11 protein-coding genes are annotated in these 15,514 nt (G+C 70.4%); 6 read left to right on the top strand and 5 right to left on the bottom strand.

Annotated features, from left to right (window positions below):
* Positions 1–144 precede the first annotated feature (144 nt).
* Entirely contained in the window at positions 145–1,758 is a 1,614-nt protein-coding gene (locus tag ACS5PV_RS08535; RefSeq protein WP_455394901.1) for a peptide chain release factor 3, read from the top strand.
* A 43-nt stretch (positions 1,759–1,801) separates the two neighbouring features.
* On the opposite strand, the gene ACS5PV_RS08530 is transcribed toward ACS5PV_RS08535, so the two are convergent.
* The gene (locus tag ACS5PV_RS08530; protein WP_355283102.1) at positions 1,802–2,254 is read right to left on the bottom strand and encodes a response regulator; all 453 of its coding nucleotides are present in this window, start codon (positions 2,252–2,254) and stop codon (positions 1,802–1,804) included.
* Between the two features lie 171 nt (positions 2,255–2,425).
* A complete protein-coding gene (locus tag ACS5PV_RS08525) occupies positions 2,426–2,896 on the bottom strand; it encodes a BLUF domain-containing protein (protein ID WP_455394900.1) in 471 nt (156 codons plus the stop codon).
* A gap of 235 nt (positions 2,897–3,131) precedes the next feature.
* Between ACS5PV_RS08525 and ACS5PV_RS08520 the strand changes: the two genes are divergently transcribed.
* The 4 genes from ACS5PV_RS08520 (at position 3,132) to ACS5PV_RS08505 (ending at position 10,727) form a co-directional block, all read left to right on the top strand.
* Positions 3,132–4,505, top strand: a complete 1,374-nt coding sequence (locus ACS5PV_RS08520; protein WP_455394899.1) for a flagellar hook protein FlgE — start codon at positions 3,132–3,134, stop codon at positions 4,503–4,505.
* A 454-nt stretch (positions 4,506–4,959) separates the two neighbouring features.
* On the top strand, positions 4,960–6,831 hold the full coding sequence (gene flgK / locus ACS5PV_RS08515) for a flagellar hook-associated protein FlgK (protein ID WP_455394898.1): 1,872 nt from the start codon (positions 4,960–4,962) through the stop codon (positions 6,829–6,831).
* Between the two features lie 13 nt (positions 6,832–6,844).
* A complete protein-coding gene (locus ACS5PV_RS08510; RefSeq protein WP_455394897.1) occupies positions 6,845–8,659 on the top strand; it encodes a hypothetical protein in 1,815 nt (604 codons plus the stop codon).
* A gap of 379 nt (positions 8,660–9,038) precedes the next feature.
* Positions 9,039–10,727, top strand: coding sequence for a methyl-accepting chemotaxis protein (locus tag ACS5PV_RS08505; RefSeq protein ID WP_455394896.1), 1,689 nt, complete (start codon positions 9,039–9,041; stop codon positions 10,725–10,727).
* 18 nt (positions 10,728–10,745) lie between these two features.
* Here ACS5PV_RS08505 and ACS5PV_RS08500 read toward each other — a convergent pair whose 3' ends face one another.
* From ACS5PV_RS08500 to ACS5PV_RS08490, 3 genes are all read right to left on the bottom strand, one after another.
* Positions 10,746–11,654 (bottom strand): LysR substrate-binding domain-containing protein, encoded by a 909-nt coding sequence (locus ACS5PV_RS08500; RefSeq protein WP_455394895.1) that lies wholly within the window; start codon positions 11,652–11,654, stop codon positions 10,746–10,748.
* 124 nt (positions 11,655–11,778) lie between these two features.
* A complete protein-coding gene (locus ACS5PV_RS08495; RefSeq protein WP_455394894.1) occupies positions 11,779–12,366 on the bottom strand; it encodes a glutathione S-transferase family protein in 588 nt (195 codons plus the stop codon).
* Positions 12,367–12,382: 16 nt separating this feature from the next.
* Positions 12,383–13,594, bottom strand: a complete 1,212-nt coding sequence (locus ACS5PV_RS08490) for an ABC transporter substrate-binding protein (RefSeq protein WP_455394893.1) — start codon at positions 13,592–13,594, stop codon at positions 12,383–12,385.
* Positions 13,595–13,978: 384 nt separating this feature from the next.
* Here ACS5PV_RS08490 and ACS5PV_RS08485 point away from each other — a divergent pair, with 384 nt between their 5' ends.
* Positions 13,979–15,184, top strand: a complete 1,206-nt coding sequence (locus ACS5PV_RS08485; RefSeq protein ID WP_455394892.1) for an iron-containing alcohol dehydrogenase — start codon at positions 13,979–13,981, stop codon at positions 15,182–15,184.
* Positions 15,185–15,514 lie beyond the last annotated feature (330 nt).

Genomic DNA, 15,514 nt, shown 5'->3' with positions numbered 1-15,514 from the left:
CCGGCGCCGGCTTGGGGTAGAGAAGCGGCGCGGGCGCTGACGTGGTGCCCGCGCCTCCCCATATCGGGGATCATCCTCTCTCGCCGACGACCGGGCCCCAGACGGACCCGAGACAGAGGCCCGGGTCCGGGCTAGACACCTCCCATGCTGATGCAGACAGACGCCCCGCGCGCCCCCGCCGATCCGGTCGCCCGGCGCCGCACCTTCGCGATCATCTCGCACCCGGATGCCGGCAAGACCACGCTGACCGAGAAGCTGCTCTTGTTCGGCGGCGCGATCCAGCTCGCCGGCGAGGTCAAGGCCAAGCGCAACCGCGTCTCGACCCGCTCGGACTGGATGGGGATCGAGAAGGAGCGCGGCATCTCGGTCGTCACCTCGGTGATGACCTTCGAGTACGGCGACTGCGTCTTCAACCTGCTCGACACGCCGGGCCACGAGGACTTCTCGGAGGATACCTACCGGACGCTGACCGCGGTCGATTCCGCCGTGATGGTGATCGATGCGGCCAAGGGCATCGAGGCGCGCACCCGCAAGCTGTTCGAGGTCTGCCGCCTGCGCGACATCCCGATCGTCACCTTCGTCAACAAGCTCGACCGGGAATCCCGCGATCCTTTCGACCTCCTCGACGAGATCGAGAAGACGCTCGCCCTCGACGTCGCCCCCGTCACCTGGCCGATCGGGCGCGGGCGGAGCTTCGCCGGCACCTACGACCTCCTGCGCCGCCGGGTCCGCCGGCTGGATGCTGCCGACGATGCCGGCACGGTACCGGTGTCGGGCCTCGACGACCCGCTCTTCGACACGCTCCTGCCGGAGGTGGGCGACGCCGCGACCTGGCGCGAGGAGGCCGAGCTCGCCGAGGGCGGCTGCAAGCCGTTCGATCTCGAGGCCTTCCGCGAGGGCCACCTGACCCCGGTCTTCTTCGGCTCGGCGCTACGCAATTTCGGCGTGCGCGACCTGATCGACGGGCTCGCCGAGGTGGCGCCGCCGCCGCGCGGCCAGGACGCCGACATCCGCGCCGTCTCGCCGACCGAGCCGAAGATGACCGGCTTCGTGTTCAAGATCCAGGCGAACATGGACCCGAACCACCGGGACCGCATCGCCTTCATGCGGGTCTGCTCAGGGCGGCTCAGCCGCGGCATGAAGGCGCGGCTCGTTCGCACCGGCAAGCCGATCTCGCTCTCCTCGCCGCAATTCTTCTTCGCCCAGGACCGCGCCATTGCCGACGAGGCCTATGCGGGCGACGTCGTCGGCATCCCCAACCACGGCACGTTGCGCATCGGCGACACGCTGACCGAGGGCGAGGAACTGGTGTTCCGCGGCGTGCCGAGCTTCGCCCCCGAGATCCTGCGCCGGATCAAGCTCACCGACGCGATGAAGGCCAAGAAGCTGCGCGAGGCGCTCCAGCAGATGGCGGAGGAGGGGGTGGTGCAGCTGTTCCTGCCGCAGGACGGCTCGGGCGCCATCGTCGGCGTCGTCGGCGCCCTCCAGCTCGACGTGCTCAAGGAGCGGCTCCAGGCCGAGTACGGCCTGCCGATCGACTACGAGCCGACCCGCTTCACCATCTGCCGCTGGATCGAGGCGGAGGATCAGGCCGAGCTCGACAAGTTCATCGGCTCGCACGGCTCGTCGATGGCGAGCGACCTCGACGGGGCGCCGGTCTACATGGCGACCACCGGCTTCTCGCTGCGCTACGAGGAGGAGCGGGCGCCCGCGATCCGCTTCACCGACGTCAAGGACTACCAGAAGCGGCGGGCGTGAGCCCGCCCGGGCCCGCCCCGGTGACGGGGCGGCGCCAGGTTCTTCAGAGCTTGCCGAGCAGCGGGAAGTCGACGTTGAGGCTCGAGATCGGGCCCACCGGGGTCTCGCGCTTGCGCGGCCGGCCGTTGAGCACCTGCTTCAGCTTCGTCTTCAGCAGCGACAGGTCGAACGGCTTGAGGATGAAGGCGTCGGCCCCGGCGAGGTGGGCGACGTTGATGTCCTCGAAGCTGAACGAGGTCTCGGTCAGGATGAACGGCATGTTCATCAGCTGGTCGTCGGCCCGGATCTCGCGCAGGAGCTGGATCCCGTCCATCGGCTCCATCTCGAGGTCGGAGATCACCAGGCCGTAGCGCTTGACGCGCAGCTGCTCGAGGGCCTGCGTCCCGTCGACCACGCCGTCGACTTCCGGGAAGCCGAGGCGGCTCATCAGTTCGGTCACCAGGCGGACGAGTTTGACCTGGTCGTCGACGATCAGGATCGGAGGTGCTTCGCTCATCGGAACCAGCCAGCGGAGTGAGGTTTCATGACGGATCACCGGGGGCTCCCGGCGGCCCCTTGACAGGCGCTTCGCGAAGATCGGTGGCCGGCTTCGCGATACGGCCTGCGACGAAACAAGAACCTGAGCGGACGGCACGAGGGGCTGCCTTCAGGCCCGGTGCGGGGCCGCTCAGACGAACAGGTGGTCGATGCCCTGCTTGGCCATGGTGTCGGCCTGGAGGGCCTGGGCGAGGGCGTGGATCGTGCTCGCCTTCGGGGTGCCGCGCTGGAGCATCGGCGCCAGGTTGGCCTTCTGGAACAGGGCGTCGTTGGCCGGCGTGCGCAGCACGTAGGCGAACGAGGTCACGAACTCGCGCTTGGCGATCTCGCGCCACTCGACGATGTGCACGTCGCGGTGGCGGATGTCGCCGCCGATCCGCTGGAACGTCTCCTGCACCGACATCCGCTCCCCTTCGAGGATCTGGATGAAGTAGCCCTGATCGACGATCAGCAGGCTGGTGATGACCGAGAACTCGTTCTTCTTCTGCGCGTGCCGGGCGATGTCGGTGACCTGGCGCGCGCGCTCCCGCGGCTCGGCCGAGAGCTGGGCGCGCGAGAAGTAGATCAGGTGAATGAGGCTGCTTCGCTTGCTCGTGCGCATGTCCCTGGTCCCGCCGCGGTCCAGAAGGGCAGCTAAGGGCAAGAGCTTCAACAGCGCGTAAACACGACCCCTCGCATCCCGCGGCAGATTTTGCCGGAAGGCCCGGACGCACCCGGCGGGTTTTGCCGCGCGGGATCCATAGCAACCAGCAAAATCAAGGGCTTATGCCCTGGCACGGGGCTTGCGGACCTGTCCCCCGAGTGATCCCGGCAGGATTTTTGGAGACCTGGGGAAGATGGACGTTTTCAGCGCGCTGCAGACTTCGGTCTCGGGCCTCAAGGCCCAGGCCTTCAGCCTCGAGAACATCTCGGGCAACATCGCGAACTCGCAGACCGTCGGCTACAAGCGGATCGACACCGACTTCGTCGACATGCTGACCGAGCAGCCGGCCAAGCAGCAGGCCGCCGGCGGCGTCGCGGCCTTCTCGCAGCTGACCAACAGCCTGCAGGGCGGCGTGGCCGCCACCGGCGTCCCCACCAACATGGCGCTCAGCGGCGACGGCTTCTTCACGGTGCAGACCGCCGGGAGCAACGGCGGCGGCACGCCGACGTTCTCGGGTACCAACCTCTATACCCGCCGCGGCGACTTCTCGGTCGACCGGGACGGCTACCTCGTCAACGGCGCCGGCGCCTACCTCACCGGCCAGAGCCTCGACCCGGCGACCGGGCAGTCGACCGGCACCGGGCCGATCAAGGTCTCCGACGCGACCCTGGCGGCCAAGCCGACGACGAGCATCGCCTACGCGGCGAACCTGCCGAGCAATCCGACCACCAGTTCGGGCGCGTCCCTGCTCGCGACGCTGCCGGGCGGCGATCCCCGGGTGCTCTCGGGCACCTCCGCGACGCCCCCGACCGTCGCCGCCTCCGACTCGGCCGCCTTCGTCAATGGGAGCGTCGCGGGCGGCGAGCTCACGGCCTATTCCGGCACCGGCACCCCGGTGAGCGTGCAGATGCGCTGGGCCAAGGTCGCCAATGCCGATGCGGGGGCCGGCACCAGCGACACCTGGAACCTGTACTACGCCAACCAGACCGCCACGGGCACCACGCCCGGAACCTGGCAGAACGTCGGCACCGCCTTCACCTTCAACGGCAGCGGCCAGCTCACCGCGCCCACCGGCACCAGCCTCAGCATCCCCAACCTGACGGTGAACGGGGCCAGTCTCGGCGCGGTGGCGCTGGACTTCGGCACCGGCGGCCTGACCCAGTACGGCTCCTCGACCGGCCAGGTCACCACCAACACGCTCCAGCAGAACGGCTACGCCGCCGGCACCCTGAACTCGCTTGCGGTGACGAGCGACGGCAAGCTCACCGGCACCTATTCCAACGGCAACAGCGTGGCGCTGGCCCAGGTCGGCGTCGCGCGGTTCAACGCGCCCAACGCCCTCAAGGCGGTCTCGGGCGGCAACTACGCCCAGACGGCGGAATCCGGCGAGCCGCTGAGCGGGCTGTCGGGCACCACGATCGTCGGCGGCAACGTCGAGCAGTCGAACACCGACACGGCCGGCGAGTTCTCCAAGCTCATCGTCACCCAGCAGGCCTACTCGGCCAACACCCGGGTGATGTCGACCGCCCAGCAGATGATGTCCGATCTGATCAACGTCATCCGCTAGAGCATTTCCCGACGAAGTGGACGCCGGTTCGTCGCAGGAAATGCGGCAAGATCAATAATCTAGAGAAATTTGCGATTGCAACGCAATCGCGAAGTTCTCTAGAGCAGGGTTCGGTCGGGCGTTTCTTCCGTTTATCGGTCCGATTTATTTTTATGTAACGGATCGTTAGCCACTTTGGTGAATACTGCAAAAGGCAGGTTTCGCGAAGTGAGATCGTCGGGCTCGCGGCAAAAGGCTGCGGCGCGACAGCAATCCGGGCGGAGGCGCATCGGCGTGCCGATGCGGGTCCGCCCCGCGGCGGGCGTTCGTGCTCCGCCGCCCCGGACCCGTTCGGCCGCAAAAGGCGGCCCGGCCGGTTCCGGCCCGCCCGCGAGATGCCGGCCCGCGCGAGCCAGCCCCAAAAGGGGTGCGGCGGCGCGACCCGGCTCTCACCTTCCCACCCGGATGCCGACCGATGTCCCTCAGCGCCCTCAACACCTCGACCGCCGGACTGCAGGTGACGCAGGCGGCGATCGGCCTCGTGTCGCAGAACGTCGCCAATTCCGGCACCGCCGGCTACGTCAAGCGCGTCCTCACCCCGGTCTCGACGCTGGGCAATTCCGGCGTCGCGACGGGCACGATCAGCCGGACGCTCGACGCCGTCTCGCTCAAGCAGTTGCGGCTCGAGACCGCGGGCGCGTCCTATACCGGGCTGTCGGCCAAGGTGCAGGGCCAGCTCGACGCGCTCTACGGCACCCCGGGCAGCAGCTCCGCCCTCGACGGCGTGATGAACGGCTTCACCCAGTCGCTCCAGGCGCTGATCAGCGATCCCACCTCCGCCGCCTCGCGGGCGACCGCGGTGAGCGGCGCGCGGACGCTCGCCACCACGATCTCCGGCATCTCCCAGGGCGTGCAGGACCTGCGCACCGGCCTCGAATCGCAGCTCGGCGGCGACGTCGCCGCGGCGAGCGCGCTGCTGTCGCAGGTGGCGAGCCTCAACGGCAGGATCGCCGGCGCCTCGACGAGCGAGCCCGGCACCGCCGACCTCCTCGACCAGCGCGACCAGGCGATCAACTCGCTGTCGCAGTACCTCGACGTGCAGGTGAGCGACCAGCGCGACGGCTCGGTCACCCTGCTCACCGCCTCGGGCGCGACGCTCGTCGACCACACCGCCGCGGCGAGCCTCGCCTTCGACGGCCGCGGCACGTTGAGTGCCCAGGCGCAGTACTCCGACGATCCCGGCGCCCGCGGCGTCGGCACCGTCACGGCGACGACGCCGGCCGGCGCCAAGATCGACCTCGTCGCCACCGGGGCGATCCGCTCCGGCTCGATCGCCGCCGCGGTCTCGTTGCGCGACGATACCCTGGTCCAGGCCCAGCGCCAGCTCGACGACCTCGCCTCCGGCCTGTCGCGGGCGCTCAGCGACCGCCCGGCGACCGGGACCGCCGCGTCCGACAACGGGCTTACCGGCTTCGACATCGACCTCACCGGGCTCCAGGCCGGCAACGCGGTGACGCTCGGCGTGCGCAACGCCGCAGGTGTGGGCCGCAGCCTGATCCTGATGCCGACGAACGGCGCGGCGCCCGATCCGATCGACCCGGCGCTCACCGACGACCCGACCGCCCTCGTCGTGCCGGTCGACATCTCGGGCGGATCCTCGACCTTCGCGGACAAGATCGGCGCGGTGCTCGGCACCGGCTTCTCCGTCTCGGCGACCCCCGGGGGGGCGGCCGGCTCGGTGCGGTTCCTGTCCGATCCCGCGAGCCTCGCGCTCACCGGCGCCAGCGCTTCCGTCACCGTGCCGACGAGCGCGTCCGACACCAGAACCGGCAGCGCGCCATTCGCGCTGTTCGTCGACGCCGGGGCCGGCAACGGCGTGTTCACCGGCTCGTTCGAGGGCGGCTCGCACCTGACGGGCTTTGCCCAGCGCCTCGCCGTCAACCCGGCGGTCAGCGCGGATTCCTCCACCCTGGTCGATTACGCCGGCGTGACCTCCTCCGGCGACACCGCCCGGCCGCAGGCCCTCGTCGACGCGCTGACGAGCCGCACCCGGACCTTCTCGGCGGCGAGCGGCATCGGCGGCGTCAGCGCGCCGCGCGTCGCCACGGTGGTGGGCTTTGCCCAGTCGGTCATCGACGCCCGCGGCGCGGCGAGCGCCGAGGCGCAGCAGCTCGACGAGGGGCAGCAGATCGCCCTGTCCTCGGCCCAGAGCCGCTTCGGCAAGGAATCCGGCGTCAGCGTGGACGAGGAGATGTCCCGGTTGATCCAGCTCCAGACCGCCTACAGCGCCAATGCGCGGGTGCTGACCGCGGCCCGCGACATGCTCGACACCCTGCTCCGGATCTAGAGAGACGACCGCGATGACGATCGCCCCCTTCGCGGCCGGCACTGCCGCCGCAGACCTCAACACCCAGCGCCTCGTCGCCATGAAGACGACGCTCGGCACGCTCTCGAACCAGATCGGCAGCGGCCGGAACGCCGAGACCTATGGCGGGCTCGGCACCGGGCGCACCCAGAGCCTATCGGCCCACGCCCAGATCAGCGCGCTCGACGGCTACATCGCGGCGTCCGGCACCGGCGCGACCCGGGTCGCCCTGGCCTCGGCGAGCGTGCAGCAGATCGCGACGCTCGGCTCCGCGGCCTGGAACAGCCTCGTCAGCGCCCGCACCGGCACCGGTACCACTGCCCGCTCGACCCTGCAGCAGGACGCGGCCGGCAACCTCGGCGGCGCCCTCGACGCCCTCAACCAGGGCACCGGCGGCCAGTACATCCTGGGCGGCCGGGTCACCGATCGGCCCCCGGTGGAGAGCGCCGCCCGCATCCTCGACGGAGACCCGGCGTCGGGCCTCGACGGCGTGCGCACGGTGATCGCCGAGCGCCAAGCCGCCGATCTCGGCGCCGGCACCCCGAAGACCGGGCGGCTCGACCTCACGGGCACAGGCGCGAGCGTCAGCCTGTCGGAGAGCGCATCCCCCGGCGTGCGGACGAATTTCGGCTTCACCATCGCCAAGGCCGTCAGCTCGAACCCGGACGGCCTCGCGGTGGCGTTCCAGGCCGGGGCGCCGGCCACCGCCGCCCTGTCCTTCGCCAGCCAGCCGAAGGACGGCGACATCGTGCGGGTGAGCGTCCAGAACGCGGACGGCAGCCAGAGCTTTGTCGATCTCACCGCCCGGGCGGCAGGCCAGGGCGGGGAGGGGACCTTCACGATCGGCGCCGACGCGGCGGCGAGCGCGCAGAACCTCACGGCGGCGCTCGGAGCCAGGACCGTCACCGGGGTGCAGAGCGCGAGCCCGCCCGGCGCGAGCGCGGCGCTCTCCGGCGGCACCCCCGCTGCGACGACCGTGACGGTCGGCTCGGGGCTTCAGGCCGGCGACAGCGTGCAGATCACCGTGGGCTTGCGCGACGGCACGGCCAAGACGATCAGCCTGAAGGCCGTCGCGGACGGCAGCGCTTCCGCGGCCGGTACGGCCGCCGGCACCTTCGCGATCGGCGCGAGCCCGGACGATACCGCCGCCAACCTCAAGGCGGCGCTTGCCACCGCCCTCGACGCGAGCGCCGGGACCGACCTCGCGGCGAGTTCCGCCGCGCGGGCGGCGAGCGACTTCTTCTCCGGCTCGTCCTCGCCGGGCCTGAGCCCGCGTCGCGTGGCGACGGATGCGGCCGGCACCGCCACCGGCTACCTCGCCGATCCGAGCGGCCGCACCCTGATCTGGTACAAGGGTGACGACACCTCCGCCGACCCGCGCCAGACCGCGACCGTTCCGGTCTCCGGCGACCGCTCGGTGGCGATCGGCGTCCAGGCCAACGAATCGGCGTTCCGCGGCACGCTCAGCGGGCTGGCGGTGCTAGCCACCACGCCGTTCGACGAGACCGACACCGACAACAGCCGCTTCGAGGCCTATTCGACCCGGGTGCAGACCCTGCTCAAGCCCGCCGACGGCCAGCCCTCGGTCGAGGGCATCGCCTCCGAGCTGAGCCTCGCCTCGGCCCAGATCGACACCCAGACGAGCCAGAACAAGGCCACCAAGGCGGTGCTCCAGAAGACCGTGGACGGCGTCGAATCCGTCTCGACCGAGGAGGCGGCGTCCAAGCTCCTGACGTTGCAGACGCAGCTGCAGGCGAGCTACCAGGCGACGTCGATGCTGTCGAAGCTGACGCTGACGAGCTATCTGTAGGGCGTCGTGCCGAAACGATGATCTCCGTCGTCGTTCCGGTTTCGCTCTCTGGCCCCGTCATGACGCGGAGGGCGACAGCCGTCACGGCTGACCGATCAGCCTCCGGCACGACCTTCCCGCAGATCGAGCCGCTGTGTCGCCAAGCTTGAAAGCCTGCTCCAGCGAACCGGCCAGATCGAATGTCTGCTTCGTCATCCTGGGTTCTCGGCTGCGTCGCGCCCCGAGATGACGTAGAGATACCGCAATCTCCAGGCGGGACCGAATCGGACGATAAGGGCTCGGGTTAAGAATGCGGAAATCATTCCGGCGCAAGCTTCAGTCGGTAGATTCCGGATGGCTGAGCGATCGGAGTCGCCTGGTCTTGATGCGTTGGTAGATCATGCGCCTGTCCATCAAATCGTGCCTCATCGGCTTGTTCTGCGTGACCGCCGCGATCTCCGGTGCGCAGGGCGTCATCGCGATATCGCAGCTGAGCTCGATCCAGACGCAGATCGACGAGGTGGCGACGAACGCGATTCCGTCCGTCGACGTTCTCCACCGTCTCAACACGCTCACGCGCGAGTATCGCGTCAAGTTTTATCGGCTGGTCGTTGCCTCCGACGACAAGACGAGCATCGCGCAGAACAAGAAGGTGCTCGAAAATACCGTTGGAGACATCCTGCTGGTACGAAAGGCGTACGAGCCGTTGATCGCCTCGGCGGAGGAGCGGTCGCTCTACAAGGCGTATACGGAACGCTGGGACACGTACCTGCGCGAGCTTGAGCCGGTCGTCGCGGTCGCCGAACACGGGCACAGGGACGAGGCGCTCGCGAAGCTGGCGAGCGGTGCGCGCGCCGTCGAGCTCGGCAAGGAGATCGGCGAGCTGTTGCAGAAGACCGTGGTGCTCAACAAGCGAGAGGCCGACATGGCCGCACAGAACAGCCTCGCCAGCATCGCTCACGCCGTGCGCACGGCCTATCTGGCGGTGAGCGTGTCCGTCGTGACATCGATCTGCGCGATGCTGTTCTGCCTGCTTGGGATCTCGCGCCCCCTCGTCCAGATGGCTGCGGCCATGCGCCGGCTGGCAGGGGGCGACGTCGCCGTGGCGGTCCCGAGCGTGGGGCGGCGGAACGAGATCGGCGCGATGGCCGCCGCGGTTCAGGTGTTCAAGGACGGGCTGATCCGCGCCCGCGCCCTGGAGGAGGAGACGGTGCTCGCCCGCGCCTCCGCCGAGGAGCAGCGCCGGGCCGGCATGCGCCAGATGGCCGACGCCTTCGAGCACGCCGTCGGCGGCATCGTCGGCCACGTCTCGGCCTCGGCGACCGAGTTGCAGGCCAACGCCCAGATCCTGACCGCCACTGCCACCCAGGCCGCGGCGCAATCCACCGCCGTGGCGGCCGCCGCCGAGGAGGCCTCGTCGAATGTCGGCACCGTGGCGGCGGCGGCGGAAGAACTCGGCGCCTCGGTCCAGGAGATCGGCCGCCAGGTCGACGGCTCGGCCCGCCTCGCCCGGGCCGCCGTGGCGGAGGCCGGGCAGACCGCGCATCAGGTCCGCGCGCTGACCGAGGCGACTGCCCGCATCGGCGACGTGGTCGGGCTGATCTCGTCGATCGCCGCCCAGACCAATCTGCTCGCCCTCAACGCGACGATCGAGGCGGCCCGCGCGGGTGCGGCGGGACGGGGCTTTGCGGTGGTCGCCGCCGAGGTCAAGGAACTCGCCGGCCAGACCGCGAAGGCGACGGAGGAGATCACCAGCCAGATCGCGGCGATCCAGGCCTCCACGGGGCAGGCGGCGGGTGCGATCGGCCAGATCACGGCGCGGATCGAGGAGATCTCGGGCGTGGCGACCTCGATCGCGGCGGCGGTGGAGGAGCAGGGGGCGGCGACGCAGGAGATCGTGCGCAACGTCTCCCAGGCGGCGGCGGGCACCGGCGAGGTGACGGGCAACATCGCGGGCGTGGCGGGCGCGGCGGAGGAGACGGGGGCTGCGGCGAGCCAGGTGCTGGGCGCGGCCACCGAGCTGTCGCGCCAGTCCGAGCATCTCGCGGCGGAAGTCGCGCGCTTCCTCGACACCGTCCGCGCGGCCTGATCCCCGCGTCGGTCCCGCTCAACTCCCCTCCACGCCGCCCTTCACCCGCGCCAGCACCAGATCGGTAAAGATCCGCGGATGCGGCGTCTCCGGCGCCGGCTGGCGCACCAGGGTCATCGCTGCCACGGGGGCGGGACCGAGGATCGGGCGGTAGCGCACGCCCTCGGTGGCCAGCCGCGCCATCGAGCGCGGCACGATGGCGAGCGCGATGCCGGTCGCCACGAGGTTGACCACCGAGGCGAGCTGCGGCGCGTTCTGGGCGATGTGGGGCGAGAACCCGGCCGCCGCGCAGGCGGCCATGATGCCGTCGTAGAGCGCCCGGCCGTTGCGGCGCGGATAGACGATGAAGCCCTCGTGCGCGAGATCGCCGAGGCTCACCGCGCCGGTCTCGGCGGCCAGCCGATGGGTCGCCGGCAGCGCCACGACCATCGGCTCGTCGAAGAGATGGCGGGCCCAGAGATCGTCGACCTCGCCCTCGTCCGGCCGCATGAAGGCGACGTCGACCCGGCCGGCCCGGAAGGCGGCGAGCAGGCTCGCGGTCGTCTCCTCCAGGAGCTCGACCTGCACGTCCGGATGGGCGCTGCGGTAGTCGCGGATCGCCCCGGTCACCAGGGGGTGGAACGACGCCGAGGAGGTGAAGCCGATGCGGATCTGGCCGACGTCGCCGGTGGCGATGCGCCGGGCCCGGATCGTGGCGGCGTCGACGGCGGCGAGCACCGCCCGGGCGTCGTCCGCGAAGGCGCGGCCGGGCTCGGTCAGCGCCACCCCGCGCGACAGGCGCTGGAGCAGGGCGGTGCCGACCTCGGCCTCGAGGCTCTTGATCTGGTGGCTGAGCGCCGGCTGCGCGATGTTCAGCCGCTCCGCCGCCCGGGTGATGCTGAGATCGTCGGCCACCGCGACGAAGTAGCGAAGATGCCGAAGCTCCATCGCGCCGGTTTCCCCCTGATCCCCGGTTCCCGCCGGTGCTGCCGGATTCTCGTCCGGTAGCCCTACGATAGCCGAGGTCCGGGGGGACCGCATGGGGCGCGGCCATGGGCGCGGCGAAGGGGGCTTATCCGCGCGGCACGGTGTCCCGCACCGAGGGACGGTCGGCATGGGCCTCGCGGAAGGCCGCGACCCTGGGGCAGAGCCCGCGCCAGTCGTGGTCGGGGAAGCGGAACACCAGGTAGTCCAAAGCCGTGATCGCGGCGATCGCCGGCAGGCCGAAGCTCTGTTCGCCGTCGAACCGTGCATCGAGGCGCCGCAGGCCCTCCCGCATGGTGCGGAAGCGCTTGGTGCCGACGAGCTTCGTATCGAAGTCCGGCGCCGACTTGCGGCCGATGATCACCGCCACCGCGGCGTCGAACACCCCGATCGCGACGCCGGCGGCCGAGAGCGCGGCGGGCCCGCCGGCCAGCATGGCGGGCGCCGGACCGGTCGCGTCGAGATGGCTGAGGATCAGCAGCGCTTCCGTCAGCCGCGCGCCGTCGTCGGTGACGAGCGTCGGCACGCGGCCGGCCGGGTTGGCGTCGAGGAAGGCCGGATCGTCGGCCCAGGCATCGACGAAGGTGGTGTCGACCCTCTCGTTCAGGCCCTTCTCGATCAGCGCCATGCGGACGATGCGCACGAAGGGGGAGGTCGGGTTGGCGTAGAGCTTCATCGCTTCAGGCTCCGGGTCAGCCGGCGGTGGTCAGGGGGCAGCCGCTCTTGTCGGCGGGGGTGAACAGCTTGTCCCCGGGGATCGTGTCGACGACGCGGTAGAGATCGGCCTTGCTCTTCGAGTCCTTCGGGCTCTTCACCTCGACGAGCATCATGTCCATCACCACCCGGCCGTTGGCCTGGATGCGCGGGTTGCCGTAGAAGCCGTCGTCGATCGGCAGCTCCTTCATCGCCCGGTTGACCGCGCCGGCCTCGTCCGTGCCGGCCTTCTCGACGGCCCGCAGGTAATGCCGCACCGAGGAATAGGCGGCGGCGTGGCCCATGGTCGGCACCACGTTGCCGTTGCGGGCCATCAGGCGCCTGGCCCAGGCGCGGCTGGCGTCGTTGGCGTCCCAGTAGAAGTTCACCGCCATGCGGATGCCCTGCGCCACGTCGAGGCCGAGCGCCACGGTGTTGTTGGTGAAGACCAGCATCGCCACCACCTTCGAGGTGATGCCGAATTCCCGCGCCTGCTTGATGGTGTTGACGAGGTCCGGCCCGGCATTGGCGAGCCCGATCACGTCGGCGCCCGAGGACTGGGCCTGGATCAGCTGCGAGGAGATGTCGGTGGCGCCCAGCGGGTGGCGGACCTCGCCGACCACCGTGCCGCCCGCGGCCTTCACGGCCTTGCCGGCGTCGGCGGCAAGCCCGTGGCCGAAGACGTAGTCGGCGGTGATGAAATACCACTTCTTGCCGCCGCTCTGCACCACGGCGCCCGCCACCGCGTTGGCAAGCTCGCCCGTCGAGGGCACCCACTGCGTGCCGTAGGGCGAGCAGCCCGGGCCGGAGAATTGCGAGGCGTATCCGCCGGTCACCATCGTGGTGATCTTGCGCTCCCGGGCGTAGGCCTGGACGCCGAGGCCCACCGAGCTGGCGCCGCCGAGCACGAAGGCGGTGACGCCGCGCTGGTCGACGAGCTGGCGCGCCAGCCCCGAGCCGATATCGGGCTTGTTCTGGTGGTCGACGCCGACCACCTCGATCGGCCGGCCGAGCACCTTGCCGCCGAAATCCTCCGCCGCCATCGTGGCGGCGAGCACCATGTTCGGCCCGCCATTGCCGGAATACATCCCCGACAGGTCCTCGATCACGCCGATGCGCAGCGGCGTCTCGGCCGCGAGGGCGGGCGCGGTGAGCACCGTGGCGAACAGGCCGGCGGCGGCGAGGCGTCGCGTCAGGGGCGTGCGGAGCATGGGGCGTTTCCTCGGCAGTGGCATCAGTCTTCCGGCGCCCATCGAGGGACGTCGGGGCGATGCTCGATGATGGCCGGTTTATCGCGCCGCGGCGCAGTCGCCGTCCAATAGTTTGCACATCGCCCCGCCATCGTTTCCCGGTATGGCAGGAGGTGACCTTGCGCGGTGACGTTGGGTGCGAGGATCCTTGGGGTGCGAGGATCCTTGGGGTGCGAGGGACCTTGGGGTGCGAGGGACCTTGCGGGGTGCGGCGCCCCGTCATCGTCGCAGGCTATGGCTCGCGCCCGATCTTTGTATTGGACGGGGCGCCCGACGGCGGGCGACACCGCCGGCACGACCGCGAGGGCACGCGTGAAGCGCCCCGCACCCCGAGGAGACGCCCGCATGATCACCAGCTTCTACATGCCGACCCGGATCGTCTCAGGCGCCGGCGCGCTCGCCACCATCGGCACGCTCGCCCGCGACCTCAAGATGACGCGGGTGCTGGTCGTGTCCGATCCGGTCATCTCGGCGCAAGCGTTCCACGCCGACGCGCTCGCGGCGCTGGAGGGCGCCGGCCTCACCGTCTCGCGCTTCGACGAGTGCGGGATCGACGCGCGCTGCTCGCACATCGACGACCAGGGTGAGCGGGTGCGCCGCGACCGCATCGACGGGGTGGTGTGCATCGGCGGCGGCTCGGTGATGTGCACCGGCAAGGGCATCGCCATCGTGGCGACGAACCACAAGCCCATGGCCGAGTGCACCGGCGTCGGGCAGTTCGACCGCAAGGCGCTGCCGATGATCATGGTGCCGACCACCGCCGGCTCCGGCTCGGAGGTGTCGCAATGGACCATCGTCAAGGACGAGGTGCGCCACCTGAAGCTGCTGGGCGGCGGTCCCCTGAGCTTTCCCGACGCGGCGATCCTCGATCCCGTGACGCTGCGCTCGTTGCCGATGCACGTCGCGGCCCTGCCGGCGGTCGACGCGCTGACCCACGGGGTCGAGGCGTATTTGAGCGGCATCGCCTCGCCGCTCACCGACGCGGTGGCGCTCGCCGCCGTGCGGCTCCAGGCTGCCTCGTTGCGCGCCTCGATCAACTCCGACGACGACCGCGCCCGGGAGGACAACCTGGTGGCCTCCTGCATGGCCAACATCGCCTGCGGCAACGCCCGGCTCGGCCACGGCCACGCCCTGTCGCTGCCGCTCGAGGGCCATCTCGATCTGCCCCATCCCTACGGCGTCGGGGTGCTGCTGCCGCACGTGATCGCGTTCAACCTCGCGGTCTTGCCGGCCAAGGTGCGCCCGCTCGCCGAAGCGCTGGAGGTCGAGACCGCAGGTCTGTCGCGCCAGGAGATGATCGAATCCTGCGCCGACGCGGTGCGGGCGCTCTACGCCGATATCGGCTTTCCCGAGCGCTTCACCCCCGAGCAACTGCCCCGCGACCGGGTGCGCGAGATGGCGCTCCGCGCCGTGCCCGGCCTCTACGCCGGCATCGCCGCGAAGGACTTCGACCCGGCGAGCGCCAACGACCGCACGATCATCGCGAGCCCGGCGGCGCGCAAGATGACGGTCAGGCAGGCGGAGGAGATCTTTGAGCGCTGCGTGGGGTGAGGACTCGGCTCGCGCTGCGGATCTGAAACCGTCCGCGTCAGCCCGGGGCCGACAGAGCTGTATCCTGTCGGCGGCCGAGATGGTTCAAGCTCACCCCTTCCCGGACGACTGAAGCGTCAGCGCAAGGAGATCCGGGATCCAGCACAGGAAGTGCCGCGAAGCGGCGCTATATTTGCAACGTTGCAGACACACGGACGCTTCGCGAGTTCTTGCGCTGGATCCCGGATCTCCTTCCACTTCGTTTCAGTCGTGTAGGCCCGTTCCGGGCCCGGAAAGGGGGCAGCTTACGACGAAGTGACCGCTCGGCAGTACAGGCATCCGTTCGTGTTG

It is taken from the genome of Methylobacterium sp. Gmos1 (assembly GCF_053764715.1).
The sequence above is the reverse complement of the archived record's forward strand: the minus strand, read 5'-3'. Positions and strand labels throughout refer to the sequence as shown.

What these genes read in the sequence shown, in the direction of transcription:
- ACS5PV_RS08510 (WP_455394897.1), top strand. Translation starts at nt 6,845, where the DNA reads ATGACGATCGCCCCCTTCGCGGCCGGCACTGCCGCCGCAGACCTCAAC.
- ACS5PV_RS08505 (WP_455394896.1), top strand. Translation starts at nt 9,039, where the DNA reads ATGCGCCTGTCCATCAAATCGTGCCTCATCGGCTTGTTCTGCGTGACC.
- ACS5PV_RS08495 (WP_455394894.1), bottom strand. Translation starts at nt 12,366, where the DNA reads ATGAAGCTCTACGCCAACCCGACCTCCCCCTTCGTGCGCATCGTCCGC.
- ACS5PV_RS08530 (WP_355283102.1), bottom strand. Translation starts at nt 2,254, where the DNA reads ATGAGCGAAGCACCTCCGATCCTGATCGTCGACGACCAGGTCAAACTC.
- ACS5PV_RS08535 (WP_455394901.1), top strand. Translation starts at nt 145, where the DNA reads ATGCTGATGCAGACAGACGCCCCGCGCGCCCCCGCCGATCCGGTCGCC.
- ACS5PV_RS08500 (WP_455394895.1), bottom strand. Translation starts at nt 11,654, where the DNA reads ATGGAGCTTCGGCATCTTCGCTACTTCGTCGCGGTGGCCGACGATCTC.
- ACS5PV_RS08485 (WP_455394892.1), top strand. Translation starts at nt 13,979, where the DNA reads ATGATCACCAGCTTCTACATGCCGACCCGGATCGTCTCAGGCGCCGGC.
- ACS5PV_RS08490 (WP_455394893.1), bottom strand. Translation starts at nt 13,594, where the DNA reads ATGCTCCGCACGCCCCTGACGCGACGCCTCGCCGCCGCCGGCCTGTTC.
- ACS5PV_RS08520 (WP_455394899.1), top strand. Translation starts at nt 3,132, where the DNA reads ATGGACGTTTTCAGCGCGCTGCAGACTTCGGTCTCGGGCCTCAAGGCC.
- ACS5PV_RS08525 (WP_455394900.1), bottom strand. Translation starts at nt 2,896, where the DNA reads ATGCGCACGAGCAAGCGAAGCAGCCTCATTCACCTGATCTACTTCTCG.
- flgK (WP_455394898.1), top strand. Translation starts at nt 4,960, where the DNA reads ATGTCCCTCAGCGCCCTCAACACCTCGACCGCCGGACTGCAGGTGACG.